General features: G+C 42.3%; 14 protein-coding genes and 1 pseudogene. 12 read left to right on the top strand and 3 right to left on the bottom strand.

The genetic code is table 11. The features are described from left to right. The first annotated feature begins 45 nt into the window (after window positions 1-45). The 5 genes and pseudogenes from ulaG to ftsY form a co-directional block, all read left to right on the top strand. Window positions 46-1,137 carry an L-ascorbate 6-phosphate lactonase gene (ulaG, locus tag AC4HAL_RS01250; RefSeq protein ID WP_491092586.1) on the top strand — a complete coding sequence of 364 codons (1,092 nt, stop codon included), beginning with the start codon at window positions 46-48 and terminating at the stop codon, window positions 1,135-1,137. A 164-nt stretch (window positions 1,138-1,301) separates the two neighbouring features. After that, window positions 1,302-3,665 carry a phosphoketolase family protein gene (locus tag AC4HAL_RS01245; protein ID WP_491092585.1) on the top strand — a complete coding sequence of 788 codons (2,364 nt, stop codon included), beginning with the start codon at window positions 1,302-1,304 and terminating at the stop codon, window positions 3,663-3,665. A 136-nt stretch (window positions 3,666-3,801) separates the two neighbouring features. Further along, complete coding sequence (locus AC4HAL_RS01240; protein WP_491092584.1) at window positions 3,802-4,599, top strand: Cof-type HAD-IIB family hydrolase; 798 nt, start codon at window positions 3,802-3,804, stop codon at window positions 4,597-4,599. Then, window positions 4,600-5,418 carry a Cof-type HAD-IIB family hydrolase gene (locus AC4HAL_RS01235; RefSeq protein ID WP_491092582.1) on the top strand — a complete coding sequence of 273 codons (819 nt, stop codon included), beginning with the start codon at window positions 4,600-4,602 and terminating at the stop codon, window positions 5,416-5,418. It begins immediately after the preceding gene. A gap of 667 nt (window positions 5,419-6,085) precedes the next feature. Then, window positions 6,086-7,021, top strand: a pseudogene (gene ftsY, locus AC4HAL_RS01230) (signal recognition particle-docking protein FtsY); the annotation flags it as partial. 490 nt (window positions 7,022-7,511) lie between these two features. On the opposite strand, the gene AC4HAL_RS01225 reads toward ftsY, so the two are convergent. The 3 genes from AC4HAL_RS01225 to AC4HAL_RS01215 are packed head-to-tail and all read right to left on the bottom strand — an operon-like array spanning window position 7,512 to window position 9,364. Further along, window positions 7,512-8,324 (bottom strand): TIGR03943 family putative permease subunit, encoded by an 813-nt coding sequence (locus AC4HAL_RS01225; protein ID WP_491092581.1) that lies wholly within the window; start codon window positions 8,322-8,324, stop codon window positions 7,512-7,514. Continuing rightward, window positions 8,325-9,227 carry a permease gene (locus AC4HAL_RS01220; protein ID WP_491092580.1) on the bottom strand — a complete coding sequence of 301 codons (903 nt, stop codon included), beginning with the start codon at window positions 9,225-9,227 and terminating at the stop codon, window positions 8,325-8,327. Between the two features lie 5 nt (window positions 9,228-9,232). After that, the gene (locus AC4HAL_RS01215; protein WP_491092578.1) at window positions 9,233-9,364 is read right to left on the bottom strand and encodes an SPJ_0845 family protein; all 132 of its coding nucleotides are present in this window, start codon (window positions 9,362-9,364) and stop codon (window positions 9,233-9,235) included. A gap of 245 nt (window positions 9,365-9,609) precedes the next feature. Here AC4HAL_RS01215 and AC4HAL_RS01210 point away from each other — a divergent pair, with 245 nt between their 5' ends. From AC4HAL_RS01210 to AC4HAL_RS01180, 7 genes are all read left to right on the top strand, one after another. After that, complete coding sequence (locus AC4HAL_RS01210; protein ID WP_491092577.1) at window positions 9,610-10,878, top strand: lipocalin-like domain-containing protein; 1,269 nt, start codon at window positions 9,610-9,612, stop codon at window positions 10,876-10,878. A 443-nt stretch (window positions 10,879-11,321) separates the two neighbouring features. Further along, window positions 11,322-13,325 carry a methionine--tRNA ligase gene (gene metG, locus AC4HAL_RS01205; protein WP_491092575.1) on the top strand — a complete coding sequence of 668 codons (2,004 nt, stop codon included), beginning with the start codon at window positions 11,322-11,324 and terminating at the stop codon, window positions 13,323-13,325. Window positions 13,326-13,619: 294 nt separating this feature from the next. After that, entirely contained in the window at window positions 13,620-14,030 is a 411-nt protein-coding gene (locus AC4HAL_RS01200) for a hypothetical protein (RefSeq protein WP_491092574.1), read from the top strand. A gap of 278 nt (window positions 14,031-14,308) precedes the next feature. Continuing rightward, window positions 14,309-14,962, top strand: a complete 654-nt coding sequence (locus AC4HAL_RS01195; RefSeq protein ID WP_491092573.1) for an SAP domain-containing protein — start codon at window positions 14,309-14,311, stop codon at window positions 14,960-14,962. Window positions 14,963-15,078: 116 nt separating this feature from the next. Next, complete coding sequence (locus AC4HAL_RS01190) at window positions 15,079-16,041, top strand: Gfo/Idh/MocA family protein (RefSeq protein ID WP_491092572.1); 963 nt, start codon at window positions 15,079-15,081, stop codon at window positions 16,039-16,041. A gap of 519 nt (window positions 16,042-16,560) precedes the next feature. Continuing rightward, window positions 16,561-17,946, top strand: coding sequence for a bifunctional UDP-N-acetylglucosamine diphosphorylase/glucosamine-1-phosphate N-acetyltransferase GlmU (glmU, locus tag AC4HAL_RS01185; RefSeq protein WP_491092571.1), 1,386 nt, complete (start codon window positions 16,561-16,563; stop codon window positions 17,944-17,946). A gap of 22 nt (window positions 17,947-17,968) precedes the next feature. Further along, window positions 17,969-18,520, top strand: a complete 552-nt coding sequence (locus AC4HAL_RS01180) for an NUDIX domain-containing protein (protein ID WP_491092570.1) — start codon at window positions 17,969-17,971, stop codon at window positions 18,518-18,520. Window positions 18,521-18,525 lie beyond the last annotated feature (5 nt).

Below are 18,525 nucleotides of genomic sequence, written 5' to 3'. Positions count from 1 at the left end.
TAGTATACTGAGATTATAAGAAAACTATTTTTTGGAGGTATTAAAATGGCCAATGTAAAGGATATTACACGTGAGTCTTGGATTCTTTCAACTTTTCCAGAGTGGGGAACTTGGCTCAATGAAGAAATTGAAGAAGAGGTGGTCCCAGAAGGCAACTTTGCTATGTGGTGGCTGGGTAACTGCGGTGTCTGGATCAAGACACCGGGCGGTGCCAATGTTGTCATGGATTTGTGGTCAAACCGCGGTAAACACACGAAACAGGTAAAGGACATGGTACGCGGTCACCAGATGGCGAATATGGCCGGTGTGCGCAAATTGCAGCCCAACCTGCGCGTGCAACCCATGGTTATTGACCCCTTTGCCATCAATGAATTAGACTACTACCTCGTTTCTCATTTCCACAGCGACCATATCGATATCAATACAGCCGCAGCTATTGTCAATAATCCTAAATTGGATCATGTTAAATTTGTCGGTCCTTATGAATGCGGTGAAATTTGGAAAAAATGGGGCGTTCCCGAAGATCGTATCATTATCATCAAACCGGGCGAATCTTTTGAATTTAAAGACATCAAGGTAACAGCTGTTGAATCTTTTGATCGGACCTGCTTGGTAACCCTACCGGTTGAAGGAGCAGACCAGCAAGATGGCGAATTAAAAGGTCTAGCTGTAACAGACGAAGAAATGGCTCGTAAGGCTGTCAACTATGTCTTTGAAACTCCTGGTGGAACGATTTATCACGGTGCAGATTCGCACTTCTCGAATTATTTTGCTAAACACGGTAAGGATTTCAACATCGATGTTGCTATTAATAACTATGGGGACAATCCAGTTGGTATCCAAGATAAGATGACCTCTATTGATCTTTTACGCATGGCTGAAAATCTGCGTGCTAAAGTTATCATCCCAGTTCACTACGATATCTGGTCTAACTTCATGGCATCAACCGATGAAATCTTAGCCCTCTGGAAGATGCGTAAAGAACGGCTGCAGTATCAATTCCATCCATTTATCTGGGAAGTCGGCGGCAAATATACCTATCCGCAGGATAAGGATAGGATCGAATACCATCACCCACGCGGCTTCGATGACTGTTTCGAACATGATTCTAATATTCAATTCAAGGCTCTGCTCTAATGTGACCCTTTGAAAATCCTAGATAATCAAGAAAAAACTTGACTTTAGATGGGACTGAGACAAGAGTCTCAGCTCCTCTTTTATTAGTAAGAAAAAATCCAATATAAAGAGCTAAGCTCAAGTTATATGAACTAGTTAGTTACTAAATAGAAAGAAGTGATACTATGACAGAATTTGATAGCAAGGGTTACCTTGCTAAAGTCGATGCTTGGTGGCGGGCGGCCAACTATATTTCCGTGGCTCAGATGTACCTAAAAGATAATCCTCTGCTTCGCCGTGAAGTAAGTAAAGAGGATGTCAAGGTCCATCCTATCGGCCACTGGGGGACTATTGCTGGACAAAATTTTATCTATGCCCACCTCAATCGTGTTATCAATAAGTATGATTTGGACATGTTTTACATTGAAGGTCCCGGTCACGGCGGCCAGGTCATGGTGTCTAACTCTTATATTGATGGTTCTTACACCGAGCGCTACCCCAATATTACTCAGGATGAAGATGGCCTTAAACAGCTTTGTAAAATTTTCTCATTTCCTGGCGGCATTGCCTCTCATGCAGCACCTGAAACACCAGGCTCTATCCACGAAGGTGGTGAGTTAGGTTATGCTCTGTCGCATGCTACAGGGGCTGTTTTGGATAATCCCGATGTCATTGCAGCGACAGTCATCGGTGATGGAGAAGCAGAGACAGGTCCGCTCAATGCTGGCTGGTTCTCCAATACCTTTATTAACCCAGTCAATGATGGGGCTGTTTTACCGATTCTTTATCTTAATGGCGGTAAAATTCATAATCCAACTATTTTATCCCGTAAGACGGACGAAGCATTGACCCATCTTTTCAAAGGACTAGGCTGGGAACCCTATTTTGTCGAAGGAAATGATCCTGAAATCATTCATAGTCAAATGGCTGAAACTTTGGATAAGGTTATTGAGAAAATCAAGGCCATTCAAACTCAGGCCCGCCAGAAATCAGCCGAGGAAGCTCAGCAAGCCCAATGGCCTGTTCTTATTGTACGAACACCTAAAGGCTGGACTGGTCCTAAAGAATGGAACGGTGAACCGATTGAAGGAGGGTTCCGAGCCCACCAAGTCCCAATTCCGGTGGAAGCTGGGCACATGGAAAATATTGATGCTCTGACAGATTGGCTCAAGTCCTATCGCCCAGAAGAACTTTTTGATGAAAAGGGTTATGTCAAAGAAGAAATCCGTGTGATTTCGCCCAAGGGCAATCGTCGCATGTCCATGAACCCTATCACCAATGCGGGGGTTGTCAAAAAACTTGATTTGGCAGATTGGCGCAAGCATGCCATTGATACGTCAAAACCTGGCAGTGTCATGAAGCAAGACATGATTGAATTTGGTAAGTATGCTGCTGATTTAGTCAAGGCCAATCCTGACAATTTCCGTATCTTCGGGCCAGACGAAACCAAGTCCAACCGCTTAAATAATGTCTTTACAGCGACTAATCGCCAATGGCTGGCCCCTCGTGACAAATCCTATGATGAATGGATTTCACCTGTGGGCCGTGTTATTGATTCCCAGCTCTCTGAGCATCAAGCAGAAGGTTTCTTAGAAGGTTATGTTTTGACCGGTCGTCATGGTTTCTTTGCTTCTTATGAATCCTTCCTGCGAGTGGTTGATTCTATGATCACCCAGCACTTCAAATGGCTGCGGAAGTCCAAGACTCATACGGATTGGCGTAAAAATTATCCATCTCTCAACTTGATTGCCACATCGACTGTCTTCCAACAAGACCACAATGGCTATACCCACCAAGATCCGGGATTGCTGACTCATTTGGCTGAGAAGACGCCTGAATACGTTCGTGAATACCTACCAGCCGATTCTAACTCCCTCTTTGCAGTCATGGAATACGCCTTAGCTGATGAAGATAAGGTCAATGTCATTGTCACTTCAAAGCACCCGCGTCCACAGTTTTACTCTGTTGCGGAAGCGCAAGAGTTAGTCAAGGAAGGTTACAAGGTCATTGACTGGGCTTCTAATGACCACGACGGAGAACCTGACATTGTCTTTGCAGCTGCAGGTACTGAACCTAATCTAGAGGTGTTAGCAGGAATTTCGCTTCTCCACAAGGCTTTTCCAGAAGTGAAAATTCGCTTTATCAATGTTGTAGATATCTTAAAACTCCGCTCACCTAAGGTTGATCCGCGTGGCTTGTCTGATGAAGCCTTTAACAAACTCTTCACTACAGATAAGCCGATCGTCTTTGCTTATCACGGTTATGAAGGCCAAATTCGCGATCTCTTCTTTAACCGCGACAATCACAAGGTCTACATCCATGGTTACCGTGAAAACGGGGACATTACAACGCCATTTGATATGCGAGTCATGTCTGAAATGGATCGCTTCCATATCGCTAAAGAGGCAGCCCAAGCTGTCCTTGGTGATAAAGCCCAAGGTTTTGCCCAAGAGATGGCAGACAAACTAGCCTATCACACCGCCTATATTCGTGAACATGGTGATGATATCCCAGAAGTTCAAAACTGGCAGTGGGAAACTATTGACTAATATTAGCAGAAGCAGGATTGAAAGATGATCCTGCTTTTTTAAGTATAGGTATTAGAATACCAGTAATTAAAAATCAGAAAAAACCTAGAAATTCTGCTACAATAACTATAAGTAATTCTTAAAATAGGAGAGTATTGTGCCAGATTTTAAATTAGTTGCAACAGATATGGATGGAACCTTTTTGCGGGACGATCGAGGATTTGATAAAGAGCGTCTGCACCGCCTGTTACCAAAATTTAGAGAACAAAATATTCTTTTTACTGTAGCCAGTGGACGTGCCATGTTGGCCTTAGAAAAGGTTTTTGAAGGATTTGAAAAGGACATCGCCTTTGTAGCTGAAAATGGCTCCTTTGTTCAGTATCAAGATGAGATTCTATTCGAAGCCCAGATGGATAAGGATTTCTATCTTGCTATTATTCAACTAATTGAAAAACTTCCTGACCTAAGTGGTTTTCTTTTATCGGGCCGCAAAGGGGCTTATACGTCTGAGAAAGCGCCTAATAGATATGTTACCTTTGCCAAATACTATTATGAAAATGTTCAACGTGTGTCGGATTTCTCTGCCCTTGATGATGATATTTTCAAAATTACAGTCAATTTTACAGAAAAAACAATCCATGAGCGTGAAGCTTGGCTCAATGAAACTTTGCACGGCGCAACTGCTATGACAACAGGTTTCCAGTCTCTGGATATCGTTCTTTCTAATGTTGATAAGTCAACAGGTCTGAGGGCGATGTGTCAGCAGTTAGGCTTACAGGCAGAGCAGGTTTTGGCTTTTGGTGACAATATGAATGATTACCAAATGATGACATATGCTGGAACAGCCATTGCTCCAGCGAATGCCCGTCAGGAAATCAAGGCCATCTCCAATGCTATTATTGGTCACTGCAATGAAGAATCGGTTATTGCTTATATGGAAGGATTAGTCAAATAAATGTCGGATATTAAACTATTAGCTTTGGACTTGGATGGTACCCTATTCAACAGCAAGAAGGAAATCAGCTCTGAAAACCGCAGAGCCTTAAGAGAAGCACATCTGCAAGGGATAAAGGTTGTGATTACTACGGGTCGCCCTCTCCCTGCTATCGGTAACCTCCTAGAGGAACTAGGGCTAATTAATTCAGATGATTATAGTATCACCTTCAACGGCGGGCTAGTTCAGCGTAATACAGGTGATATTTTAGCTAAACATGAATTAGCATTTACAGATGTTGAAAAAATTCATAGCATCCTAGAGCCACTCGGTCTTCCCGTAGATATTCTCAGTGACGGCCTTGTTTATAGCATCCCCAGTCAAGGGCATAAATCTCAGTACCACAAAGCTAATCCCCTCTTAACCTTTGTGGAAATTTCAGGCTTGTCTGCCTTGCCTAGAGACATCGTTTATAATAAAATAGTGACCGTGTGTGATAGCGATTATCTAGATCAACAAATTGCCAAGTTACCAGTATCGCTCTCTCACAGCTATGAAGTTTTCAAATCGCGAGACATCATCCTCGAAATTATGCCCAAGGGTGTTCATAAAGCGGTAGGCCTGCAGCTACTCTGCGATTTTCTCAATTTAGATCGCAGGCAAGTCATGGCTGTTGGTGATGAAGAAAACGACTTATCTATGTTAGCTTGGGCAGGCTTAGGTGTTGCTATGGCTAACGGTATTCCTAAAGTTAAGGAGACAGCTAATGTTGTCACAAGAAGAACAAATGAAGAATCTGGTGTAGCAGAAGCCATTGACCAGTATATTTTAAAGAAATAAGGAGATATTTATGGGATTATTTGATCGACTATTTGGCAGAAAAAAAGACAGGCAAGAGGAAGGTTATGCCTCGACAGAAGTGTCTGAATCCTTAGAGCAAGTGGGAACAGCTTCTTCTGAATCTTCTGAAACCAAAGAGCTAACAACTAGGTCCGACAGCCCACAGTTCTTTGAGGTTGGAGAAAAGCTTCAAGTGGAAGATGAGTCTGCTTTAACCCAACTTCCCCAGGATGAAAGCCAAAATGTGGATCCAAACTGGGTTGAGGATGTTTTGAGTTCCGAAAATTTTATGGCAGACTACAATGCCTTGAAATCTTCACTAGCTCAAGACAACGAGCTGTTGTCTGAAAATACCGCTGCCACCTCCGAAGCTTTGGCAGAGCTAGAAGATCAAGGCAGTGAAGATGGGGGTAAAGATGAGAGATTTAGTACTCTGTCGAATCAGGAAAAGACGAACCCCCTTGATCTTCAGCCTTCCCTTGAAGAAGATGAAGCTGTCTCGCCGGTGGCCGATAGTAATGGAGTGAGCGATCAGCTAGCGGATAACATTGATTTTCAGGAAACAGTAGTTGATCCACATCAAGCAGGAGAATCTACCCAAGATGCCGCTCAGGTCTCTGAGGAAGTTACTTCTCCCCCCAATCAATCAGGACCTTCTCCCTCATCAATTAGTCAGGAAAGTGAGCAAGAAAAGTACAATCGCAGCCTCAAGAAAACACGAACTGGCTTTGGTGCTCGTCTCAATGCTTTCTTTGCGAACTTTCGCCGTGTTGACGAGGATTTCTTTGAGGACTTAGAGGAACTCCTGATTCTTTCAGATGTAGGAGTACAGGTGGCAACCAATTTGACCGAGGAGTTGCGTTATGAAGTGAAGTTGGAAAACGCGAAAAAGTCAGAAGATGTCCGTCGTGTCGTCATTGAAAAATTAGTTGATATTTATGAAAAAGATGGGCAATTCAATGAAGCCATCAACTTTCAGGAAGATCTAACGGTTATGCTCTTTGTTGGTGTCAATGGGGTTGGTAAAACCACTTCTATCGGCAAACTAGCCTATAAATATAAACAAGAGGGCAAAAAGGTTATGCTAGTCGCAGCTGACACTTTTCGTGCAGGTGCTGTCGCCCAGTTAGTTGAATGGGGGCGCCGTGTTGATGTTCCCGTTATCACTGGTCCCGAAAAAGCTGACCCAGCCAGTGTTGTCTTTGATGGGATACAGAAGGCTGTCATGGAAAGAGCTGATATCCTAATGATTGATACCGCTGGCCGCTTGCAAAACAAGGATAATCTCATGGCTGAGTTAGAAAAAATTGGCCGTATTATTAAGCGTGTTATTCCTGAAGCACCGCATGAGACCCTTCTAGCTCTTGATGCTTCAACAGGACAGAATGCCCTTAGCCAAGCCAAGGAATTCTCAAAAATCACCCCTCTAACTGGTTTGGTTCTAACGAAAATTGACGGTACAGCTAAGGGGGGGGTTGTCCTAGCTATTCGTGAAGAGCTAGATATTCCAGTTAAATTTATTGGATTTGGTGAGAAGATTGATGACATTGGGGAGTTCCACTCAGAAGAATTCATGCAGGGACTTCTAGAAGGCTTACTTTAATAAGATGGTACGAAAAAAACGACTGCTTTTATTATATTAAACTCAGTCGTTTTTTTCTCGGTCTTGTCATCTGCCTCTCTAACTGGCGCAGTGCTATGTACGCTGACCTTATTTTCAGAAGATATCACAGCAAAATTTCGCTTTCTTATCTTTCGGTATCAGACCAGTGATAAGTATAAAAAAAGTCTGCCTTTTAAAGCAGACCTTTTTTACTGCCTCATTGGAGAAGCGAGACAGTAAAGAAGTAGTAGTTAGGATGTAATATTTATTATTAGTTTAGATTACTCTTAAAGGTCAAATTAGGAAAGAATGATTACATTGGAAAAAAAATAAAAGTAACCTAGTCTATAATTTATAAATGTTACACCTACTAATAGTATAGCGAAATACTAAAATATGACGATAGGAAAATCCTAAAATGTTATTTTTTACTCTTGAAATGTTATTTTATGATATTTTAATACTAAAATATCATAGGATGGCGGCTTATTCAAAAAACACGGTAGACATAAGGATTTTCTGGCTTAGAAACTTCTTTACAGTCCTCAATGTTTAGAACTGGCAAACTTTGCTGGAGGGTCTGATTATACTCGATACGGATTGTTCCTTTGGCCTCAACCCAAGTGTTGTTGGCAAAGTGTTGGGAACTACCAGTTGTTGAAAGGCCATAAACACCAGAGTCAGCAATACAATGAATAATACCAAAGCGAAAAAGGAACTGATAATCTTTTTGGTTTTGATCATTGTAAATAAAACCAGTATAGCGAACACTTTTACCGACAAATTTATCAGGATAAAGATAAATCAGTTCCATGACTTCCATATAATTCTCAGTTGTAATCGTAATTTCATCTGTTTTCAGATAAGGCTGTATTTCTTTTTGCATCTCAGCCTCGTAAGCTGAGGATGTAAAATAGGCTGACGTATCAGGTTTCAGATATTGGACAGTAGTACCGTCTGCACTAGTTCCTCTAGACGAGCCAGCCGCCAGAGGGAAGCTGTATCCCTTAGCTGATACGGTCGTTGAATTAAGAGTTACAGTCGGAACCAACAAACCAACAGCAACGGGGAAGACTAGTATGACAGGACTGGTTAACTTGGCCCAGTAACCCTTCAAATGACTGTGCAGCTTCATATTTTTCATCCAAATGACCAACTGCACGATGGCTAGGATAAAAGAGAGTACCATAGAGAGATAGGCTAAATAGGAGTAGTGAACATTGATATACTGATTGAGCTTGCCGGAGAGTTGCAAATACATGGTTAACTCAAAATAACCGGCTAAGATTAAAAAGCGAATCATTTATATCACCCCCACAAATAAGCAATACAGAATAATCACAATGCTGGATACGCCGACAAATTGTCCGATAAATCTGGTCTTGAAAGATTTAACCATCATCATAAGATTTTTAATGTCTACCATAGGTCCAATGAGTAAAAAGGCTAAGACAGGTCCGACTCCAAAGGTTGATAGGAGACTGGCGCCAATAAAAGCATCCGCTTCGCTACACAGAGATAGAATAAAAGCCATCAACATCATAACGAGAATAGCTAGAAGCGGTGTGCTGCCTACGGTATGCAACAATCGGGTTGGGATGTAAATCTGCATGCTGGAAGCGACCAAGCTGCCAAAGATGAGGTAGCGGCCAGTGTCAAAAAACTCGTCAACAGCATGTGCTAAAGCCCGAAAAATTTTCTGTCCGAATCCTAACTGACTAAAGTCCTCCTGCTCATGACCAACAAAGTTATCCTTCAAAATTTTATCATCAACAAAAAAACCAAGCAAGATTCCCAGACTGACCGCCACGATGACTGCTCCTAGCAGACGTAAACTTAAGATATAAAAAGAGTTTCCAAAAGCTGAATAGGTAGCAAAGAGGACGATGGGATTAATAATGGGAGCCGTTGTCAGAAAAGGAACGGCTGTATAGCTGGGAACCTTCTTTTCCAAGAAACGGGTGATGATAGGTACAATTCCACACTCACAGGATGGGAAAATGAAACCAATGAAAGTCCCAAAAAGAATTTTCAAAAATTTCTGTTTTGGGAGATACTTATTAACCCGCTCCGGTGTTAGATAGACTTCAATAAAACCTGACAAAATGGATCCTAAAAGGACAAAAGGCAGTGCCTCAATGATAATGGACAAAAAGATGGCCAACCATTGAAGGACACTGTCTGGTAAATTCTGAAAAATAGCCATAAGATTTACTTCTTATCCGCCTGTTTATCTTGCTTTTGCTTGGATTTAGGGTCATCGCCGCCTTCAAAATCAGGGAAGGATGCGAAGTCTTCTAGCATTTTTTCGAGCTCATCTGTTTTTTTATATTGAATAGCCATAACTTACCTCCATATTCTTAGACTCCATTATACTATAAAATACCTGTGAAAGTCTGTTTAAAATCACATAGCCGCTTTGCACTAAAATCACGACAACTTATAGGGATTTATGCCACTGTTGTAAGTAAGCAGTCTCTATCATTATTCACTAAGGGCTTTAAAGAAAAACCTAAATCAAAACTATAACGCAAAATTTTTCTATGATATAATAGACGGTAATCAAATAAGTAAGGTATGAGTGAGTTATGAATCAAAAAGAATGGATAGAGCTTTTTCAGTCAGTCAATGGCCGAAAACCAACTAAGGACGAACTTGTAGCGGCCGCCAAGGCAGGAGTCATAGCTAATGGTAAGAAACATCAGCCTGCTAAAGATGCAGCAGATAAGGACCAAAAGAAGGGTGCAGTTTTTTCTAGACCGCCAGTAGACGAGCCTACTTGGCAGTCTGAACAACATCAGCAACCGCAGACGGCGAGCCAGAAGGAAGTTGAGTCTGCTAAAGCGAAGAAAAGTACCAAAACTACACAGGCTGGTCAAGGTCAGATGAAGTCTCCTTCTGCTAGCAAACAGCAGGAGGCCTACCAAGGGGAATCATCTTCGCTTAACCAGCAGACCTCTAGCCATCGGCAGTCCCCTCAAAATCCTAAGCAGACGGTTCCCAATGCTTCACAGCAGGCAGCAGCTAATCCATCTGGACAACCCATTCGCAGGGCGAGCTTTGGCGGTGTGCACAGGGCTCCGAATACAGCCGCTCAGCCTACACAACCTGTAAATGCTTCATCTGTTCAGGCAGCGACCGTACAAGATCAGCAGCCCTTTAGGCAGCAAGGGCAATCTGTCAGTCAAGCTCAGAAAAAGGCCAAGTGGCCTAAAGTTCTCGCAGCTCTTGTGGCCTTGATTTTTCTAGGTTTGGCTGGTTTAGGCAGTTATGCTTGGTGGCGCAATGATTCCGGTAATATCCAAGGAACCTGGCAGCTGACTAAGTGGGATTATTATAATAAGGAAGAAGGCAGCTGGATGAATGTTCTCAAGCAGTATGAGGATAGTGACTATACCTATGTTGATTTTATCACTGTTGATGCCGATAAAAGCTTTCAGGAAGATTCTTACTATTATGACAATGGCTATCCATCGCGCCCCTATCTTTCGCTAGGCAGTTACCTAGATAACGCTTACCGAGTGAATCAGTGGGATAAGAAGGTCGAAATCCCATCCTCAGCCAAGGCCTATCGTCAAAAAGTTTCCAATATACTGAAGACTGAATTGAAAGGCTACTATGATTATTTAGATACTGCTGATGTCAATGATGATATTGATAGTATAACAGATACTTATGATTACACTCGTCACTATAAGAAAAAAGACAATACTCTCACCATTACGACTCAGGATAAGAACGGTCGGACTATCTCTAAGGCAGTCTATAGGCGGTTAAGCAGCAGTAAGGCTAAAAAATTAACCAAGACCTTTCAAAATATTCGCCAAAAATTTGAGAAAAACTACCATATAAAATAAGGAACAGCTAATAATTTTAAGAAAGATAGATGAATCAGCGAGAGTAGATCAATCTTTTTACGGTAGTCAAGAACCCTAAGTCCACTCAGGAGCAATTAGCCAAGCTAAAAAATTGGAGCTATTATAATTGAATTAAAAGCTCAGTCTGGTAATTAGATACAGCTAGAAAGCCTTTAGCTGAATAAAGTTATGCTGCTGTCGCTTGTAAATGCTGCGTATACAGTGATTGTAAATACTCTTTAAGTAGTGTGCAGAAAAGAAAGGCGCCAAGCTGATAATTTCCCGGAAATTCTCTAGCTTAGCGCTTCTTTTTTCAAGCTTACTTTTGTGGTATAATAAGCTGTTGCGAAGTCAAATGATTTCGGGATTCTGATTAAATAGGCCTTGCCGAGGCCAGCTGAGTAATGGTTTCTATGCCCCCTCAGCGATTGAAAGGAAGTCACATGTCTGATAAAACATTTTATATAACCACCCCTATTTACTATCCATCAGGGAAATTGCATATCGGCTCAGCCTATACGACTATTGCCTGTGATGTTTTGGCTCGTTACAAACGCATGATGAACTACGATGTCTTCTATTTGACTGGTCTTGATGAGCACGGCCAAAAGATTCAGCAAAAGGCCAAAGAAGCTGGCATCACGCCTCAGGCATATGTAGATGGTATGGCAGTAGGGGTCAAGGAACTTTGGAAACTCCTTGATATCTCTTATGACAAGTTTATCCGCACGACTGATGATTATCATGAAAAGGTTGTGGCTGATGTTTTTGAAAAATTGCTGGCGCAAGATGATATTTACTTAGGTGAGTATTCTGGCTGGTACTCTGTCTCTGACGAGGAATTTTTCACGGAAAGCCAACTAGAAGAAGTCTTCCGTGATAAAGATGGTGAGGTCATTGGAGGAATTGCACCATCAGGCCACGAAGTAGAGTGGGTGTCAGAAGAATCTTATTTTCTTCGCTTGGGCAAGTATGCTGATAAATTACTTGATTTTTTCCGCGCGCATCCTGATTTTATCCAGCCGGACGGCCGCATGAATGAAATCATCAAAAACTTCATCGAACCTGGGCTAGAAGATCTGGCGGTATCGCGGACGTCATTCACATGGGGGGTTAAAGTACCATCGAATCCTAAACACGTCGTTTATGTCTGGATTGATGCTTTGCTTAACTATGCGACAGCTCTGGGTTACGGTCAAGAAAACCATGCTAACTTTGATAAATTTTGGAACGGTACCGTTTTTCACATGGTTGGGAAAGACATCTTGCGCTTCCATTCTATCTACTGGCCAATCATGCTCATGATGCTGGATATGAAATTGCCTGAGCGTCTCATTGCCCACGGCTGGTTTGTCATGAAAGATGGTAAGATGTCTAAATCTAAGGGCAATGTCGTCTATCCAGAAATGCTGGTAGAGCGTTATGGACTTGATCCGCTTCGCTATTATCTCATGCGTTCATTGCCAGTCGGATCAGATGGTACTTTCACACCAGAAGATTATGTTGGCCGTATCAACTATGAATTGGCTAATGATCTTGGAAATCTGCTTAACCGTACGGTGGCCATGATTAACAAGTATTTCGGTGGTGAAATTCCTGCTTACGTGGAAAATGTGACAGCCTTTGATGCTGATTTGGCAGCAGTTGTCGCTGAAAACTTGGCAGAGTACCACAAGCAAATGAATGCTGTGGATTATCCGCGTGCGCTTGAAGCGGTTTGGAATATTATTTCTCGCACCAATAAGTATATCGACGAAACGACTCCTTGGGTATTGGCTAAAGATGATGCCAAACGTGATGAATTAGCGGCAGTTATGGCCCACTTGGCAGCCAGCCTGCGCGTGGTAGCTCATCTCATTCAGCCGTTTATGATGACCACCTCAGACGCCATTATGGAGCAGCTCGGTTTGGCTGGCCAATTTGACCTTGAGCATCTTGAACTTGCAGGACTGCCAGCAGGTGTCAAGGTGGTAACCAAAGGCACACCCATCTTCCCACGTCTGGATATGGACGAGGAAATCGCCTATATCAAAGAGCAAATGGGCGACAGCTCTGCTATGGCTCAAGAGGAAGAAAAGAAATGGGATCCAAGCGAAGTTGAGCTCAAAAACGAGAAAAAAGCCATCAAGTTTGATGACTTTGACAAGGTGGAAATCCGTGTAGCTGAGGTCAAGGAAGTATCAAAAGTAGAAGGCTCCGACAAACTGCTTAAGTTCCGCTTGGATGCAGGTGATGGTGGAGACCGCCAGATCCTCTCAGGGATTGCGAAATACTATCCAAATGAACAAGGACTGCTTGGAAAGAAAGTTCAAATCGTTGCCAACCTCAAGCCGCGTAAGATGATGGGCTTGGTTAGCCAAGGCATGATTCTCTCTGCCGAACACGATGATAAGTTGACTCTTTTGACAGTTGATGAATCAGTACCCAACGGCTCAATAATTGGATGATAAAAAGCTTCGGTTACCTAGAGTAAGTAGCCGAAGTTTTTATGCAATTTTAGCTACATTAAAAATCATTTATTTACCTAACTGATAGTGAAAGTTTTCTCCTTAAAATAAAATTATCAAGAACTCTAAAGAAGAGAGACAGGCAAGGATGACGAAGCTAACATAGGAGTTTATTCTAACCTCTCTTAAAAAATGAGCGGAGCTCCTAAAGAAAACGTATCCTTCTCTTAAAGCTATACCGTTTGTGTTATAATAAGTGTACTTCGAATATTAATAATCTTTTAGGAGAAAACAATGAAAAAGAAAATGGTATTAGCTATACTTTTAGGTGCTGTTTTATTACTAATGGCTGTCTGTGGTATTAAAAAGGCGGATTTCAAAGGTAAATGGCATACCCAAAATGAAGCCGGAGAAAAAAGTGTCATGGTCGTTAAGAATAGGACAATAAGTATAACCGGCACTACTGTTGATTATAAATACACTGGCCGCGGAAACAGTAATGGCAGCCGCTATATTACCTTTGAATCTGAAGGGAGGTCTTTTACAGTCTTTTTTCCTGAAAAAGACAACAAGACCGCAATTTTACTGCATACCGATGGCAAAGAAGAATTAAAGGGTGATGTCTACCTTGTGATGAGTAAATCTGAAAGACCAGATTACGATCAGTATATTAAAAAGTATATGACACTGGCAGAGGATAAATAAGCCCCGTTTGCCCTGCCCGATGGTTGATAATCGGCAAACGGTGACGGACCGGACAACCATGAGGTGATACCACAACCCAGAGAGATGAGAAGCGCTAAAAACTTTTGTCAGGGTATACTTTTAGTGGGAGCCTTATGACTAAAAAAATTTTATCCCAGTCCTTCTTTACTATAAATAGGAAACAAAGTTTTAGGTCAATATCATTGAGACTTGAGAAGCCCTATCATATACTTGTATTTTGAGAGTAACTTCAGCCTAAACGCAAGAGAGGTAAAAAGATGGCAGAAAGACCAGATTTTAGTCCAGAATTATCAAGAGAGCAATTTCAATCATACTACTGGTATAAGGCAGAATTAGAGACGATTTGCCGCCGCTACCACCTGCCGGCCTATGGGACTAAGTCGGAGTTGACCGGCTATCTTGGCCGTTTTCTTGATGGTCAATCTCCTGAAGATATTAAAGCAGTGCGGCAACCACCAACATCAAAGACAAGTTTAAGGGCTGATCAAATCACATTGGGCACCAAGCTTTTAGGCAGCGGTTTTAGATTGAATAATCAAGCTCGCCAGTTTTTTGCCACTTACTTTGGCCTTGAAAAATTTTCCTTTAAAAAGGCTATGGCCGTCAAAATGAGAGACGTTCAGGCGAGTCACGATAGGGAAGCCACCGTAGCGGATTTAATCGCTGTTTTGGAAAATCCCACTTCTCTTTCATCTGAACAGCCAGAGGAAAAAACCTATCAGTGGAATCAGTTTGTCAGGGATTTTAGAAGGGATCCGCAATCTAAGAAATACCAATCTCCCCTGACTGTAGCTGCTATTTTGTGGCGTCTCGTGCGCGATTCCCAGTGCGAGAAAGTATATACACCCCAGTTGTTGTTAGAAAATGAGTTTAGGCTTGTCCCTTATTTGAAATCGAAAAAAAGCAACTAAACTAGGTTTTCTATGTTGGCACTGTCTTTCTTAGCCAAGTAAATCGTTAGCCCTACTATTTTCCAACATTACAATTAGTCATGTTCATGATAATCATTCTATATTGGAGGAAGCAGATGAAATTAGCCTTATTAGGAACTGGTATGATTGTTAAGGAAGTTTTGCCAGTCTTGCAAACACTTAAAGGAATTGACCTAGTATCAATTCTGTCAACACCGCGCTCCATCGCAAAAGCAGAAGCACTAGCCCAAGCCTATGGTTTGTCGCAAGCAACCAGTAATTATCAAGAAATTCTGAATAACCCTGATGTAGATACCATCTATATCGGTACGCCCAACCACACTCATTATGATTATGCCAAAGAAGCACTCTTAGCTGGGAAGCATGTTATTTGTGAGAAACCCTTTACAATGAAAGCTTCAGAATTGGTCGATTTATCGGCCATCGCTCAGAAGTACCATCTCTTTTTGCTAGAAGCTATCACCAACCAATATTTGGATAATTTTAGCATTATCAAAAGTAGCCTGGAGCAGCTGGGTGAGATTAAAATAGTTGAATGCAATTATTCTCAATACTCATCACGTTATGATGCCTTCAAGCGCGGGGAGATTGCGCCTGCCTTTAATCCCGAAATGGGCGGCGGAGCGCTGCGCGATTTGAATATCTATAATATCCACCTCTTAGTTGGCCTCTTTGGTAAACCTAAGACAGTTCACTACCTGCCAAATATTGAGCGAGGGGTAGATACTTCTGGTATGCTGGCCCTTGATTTTGATCAATTTAAGGCAGTCAGTATCGGAGCCAAGGATTGTACAGCAGATATTCGCACGACTATTCAAGGAACCAAGGGGAATATAAGCCTGATCGGTCCTACCAACAGCATGCCCAAAGTGCTCCTAACCCTCAACGGTCAAGAATCGCAAGACATCACACAGACTGATCCCCACCACCGGATGTATCAAGAATTCCTAGCTTTTGAAAAGATGATCCGCAATCGTGATTTTACCGCAGCTCACCGTGCTCTTAAACATAGTCAAGCAGTGATGGATGTTTTGGATCAGGCTGCAGCAGTTATGTAAACCGGAGCTCTCTTAAAAGAAAGCAGCTGCTTCAGAAATAAGATGGCTATTTAGGAAGAGGTTGAGACAAAAGGCCTCAGCCTTATTTATTTGCAATTCTATGAACTTTGTTCATCTTATTTCCAACTTCCAAAGGTCCCCCGGACCTTTGGAGCTATACGGAGGTGGGTTAAAAAGGTCTACTAGACCTTTTTAGTTGAGAAATAAAGCTTGTAAAGCAAGTGTCAAAATGCTCTAGTGGAGTTTGGCAGTCTGGGGATAGACTGCCAAAGCCTGCCACCTAAAAACAGGAAAATGGCAGAAGCCTGAGCCTTAAAATAAGAGAGCGGGACAGAAATCAATAATTCGTGAAAATCACGATTTTGATTGTCCTCGCTCTCTTATTTTTGCTAGCCTCTCTAGCTGGGGCAAACTAGGAAATTAGCCGAAAATATGATAGACTAGTAGCGATTAAATGAAACTGTATGAATAAGAGCACAAAAAGCCCAAAAGCTCTGTCTTATTGAAAGGAAGAAAATCATGACAAACTATGCAATAATTCTGGCAGCAGGTAAAGGAACTCGTATGAAATCGGACCTGCCTAAGGTACTTCACAAGGTTGCCGGAATTACCATGTTGGAGCATGTCTTTAGAAGTGTCTCTGCAATTTCACCAGCTAAGAATGTAACGGTCATCGGTCACAAAGCAGATATGGTGGAGGAAGTCCTCAAAGACAAGTCTCGATTTGCTCTCCAGACCGAGCAGCTTGGAACAGGACACGCAGTCATGATGGCTCAGGCTGAATTATCGAATTTGGAAGGTCAAACCTTAGTAATTGCAGGGGATACCCCTTTGATTACTGGAGAAAGTCTCCAAGAGTTGATTGATTTTCACGTTAATCATAAGAATGTGGCTACGATCCTAACTGCAACGGCAGACAACCCCTTTGGCTACGGCCGTATTATCCGTAATCAAAATGGGGAAGTCACCAAAATTGTCGAGCAAAAGGATGCAACTGAATTTGAGCAGCAGGTCAAGGAGATTAATACAGGTACCTATGTATTTGACAATAAGCGTCTTTTTGAAGCGCTCAAAAGTATTAATACTGATAATGCTCAAGGAGAGTACTACCTTACGGATGTTATTTCCGTTTTTCGCCAGAGCGGTGAAAAGGTAGGTGCCTTTACTCTGCGCGATTTTGATGAAAGTTTAGGCGTTAATGACCGTGTTGCTCTGGCTACAGCTGAGAACATTATGCGGCGTCGAATCAACCATCAGCATATGGTCAATGGAGTGACCTTTCAAGATCCAGAGACTACCTATGTTGAAGTTGATGTCGAAATTGCCCCAGAGGTGACTGTTGAAGCTAACGTCACCCTCAAAGGTCAGACGAAAATTGGTAGTCGAGCTGTCCTTACAAATGGTAGCTACATCGTGGATTCACAGATTGGTCCTGATGCCATTATCACCAACTCTATGATTGAGCAGTCCACTGTTGAGTCTGGTGTTACCGTCGGTCCTTATGCCCATCTGCGCCCCGACTCTTACCTTAAAGAGGGGGCTCATGTTGGTAATTTTGTTGAAGTTAAGGCATCGACCTTGGGTAAAGAAGTTAAGGCGGGGCACCTGACCTATATTGGTAACGCAGAGGTGGGCAGCGAAGTTAATTTTGGAGCTGGTACTATCATTGCCAACTACGATGGTCAAAGTAAGTATCAAACGACTATCGGTAATAATGTTTTTATCGGCAGCAATTCAACCTTGATTGCCCCTGTCGAATTAGGCGATAATGCTCTGAGCGCAGCAGGTTCTGTCATTTATGAAGATGTACCAGCTGACAGTGTTGCCATTGCCCGTAGTCATCAAGTCAATAAAGAAGGTTACGCAGTCAAAAAACCGCATCACCCATCGCAGAAACAAGGATAGACTGGCAGAAAGAAGGCAGTGTATGGAATTTGAAGAGAAAACTCTTAGCCGCGAAACAATTTTTGAAGGACAGATTATTACAGTAGCCAAAGATCAGGTGCTGCTGGCAGATGGGCAAACAGCCGGTCGTGAATTGGTCTTTCATAATGGAGCGGTTGCAGTCTTGGCTGTGACGCCGGAGGACAAAATTATCATTGTTAAGCAGTACCGCAAGGCTATTGAACAGGTATCTTATGAAATCCCTGCAGGCAAGTTAGAAGTTGGCGAAGCTGGTCAGGAAGCAGCGGTAGCCCTCCGGGAATTAGAAGAAGAAACGGGTTATACTGGTCGGTTAGAACTCCTCTACCAATTTTATTCAGCCATTGGTTTTTGCAATGAACATATTAAACTCTACTTGGCTAAAGACCTGCAGATTGTTGAAAATCCGCGGGCACAGGATGACGATGAATTTCTTGAACTCTTGGAGCTGAGCTATGAGGAGTGTATGGATCTAGTAAAGTCTGGCCATATTCAGGATGCTAAAACAATCATCGCTCTTCAGTACTTTGCCCTGCATAAAGAAAGTAATAACTAGAAAGG

Source organism: Streptococcus sp. ELY_125, from assembly GCF_058314535.1.
The sequence above is the reverse complement of the archived record's forward strand: the minus strand, read 5'-3'. Positions and strand labels throughout refer to the sequence as shown.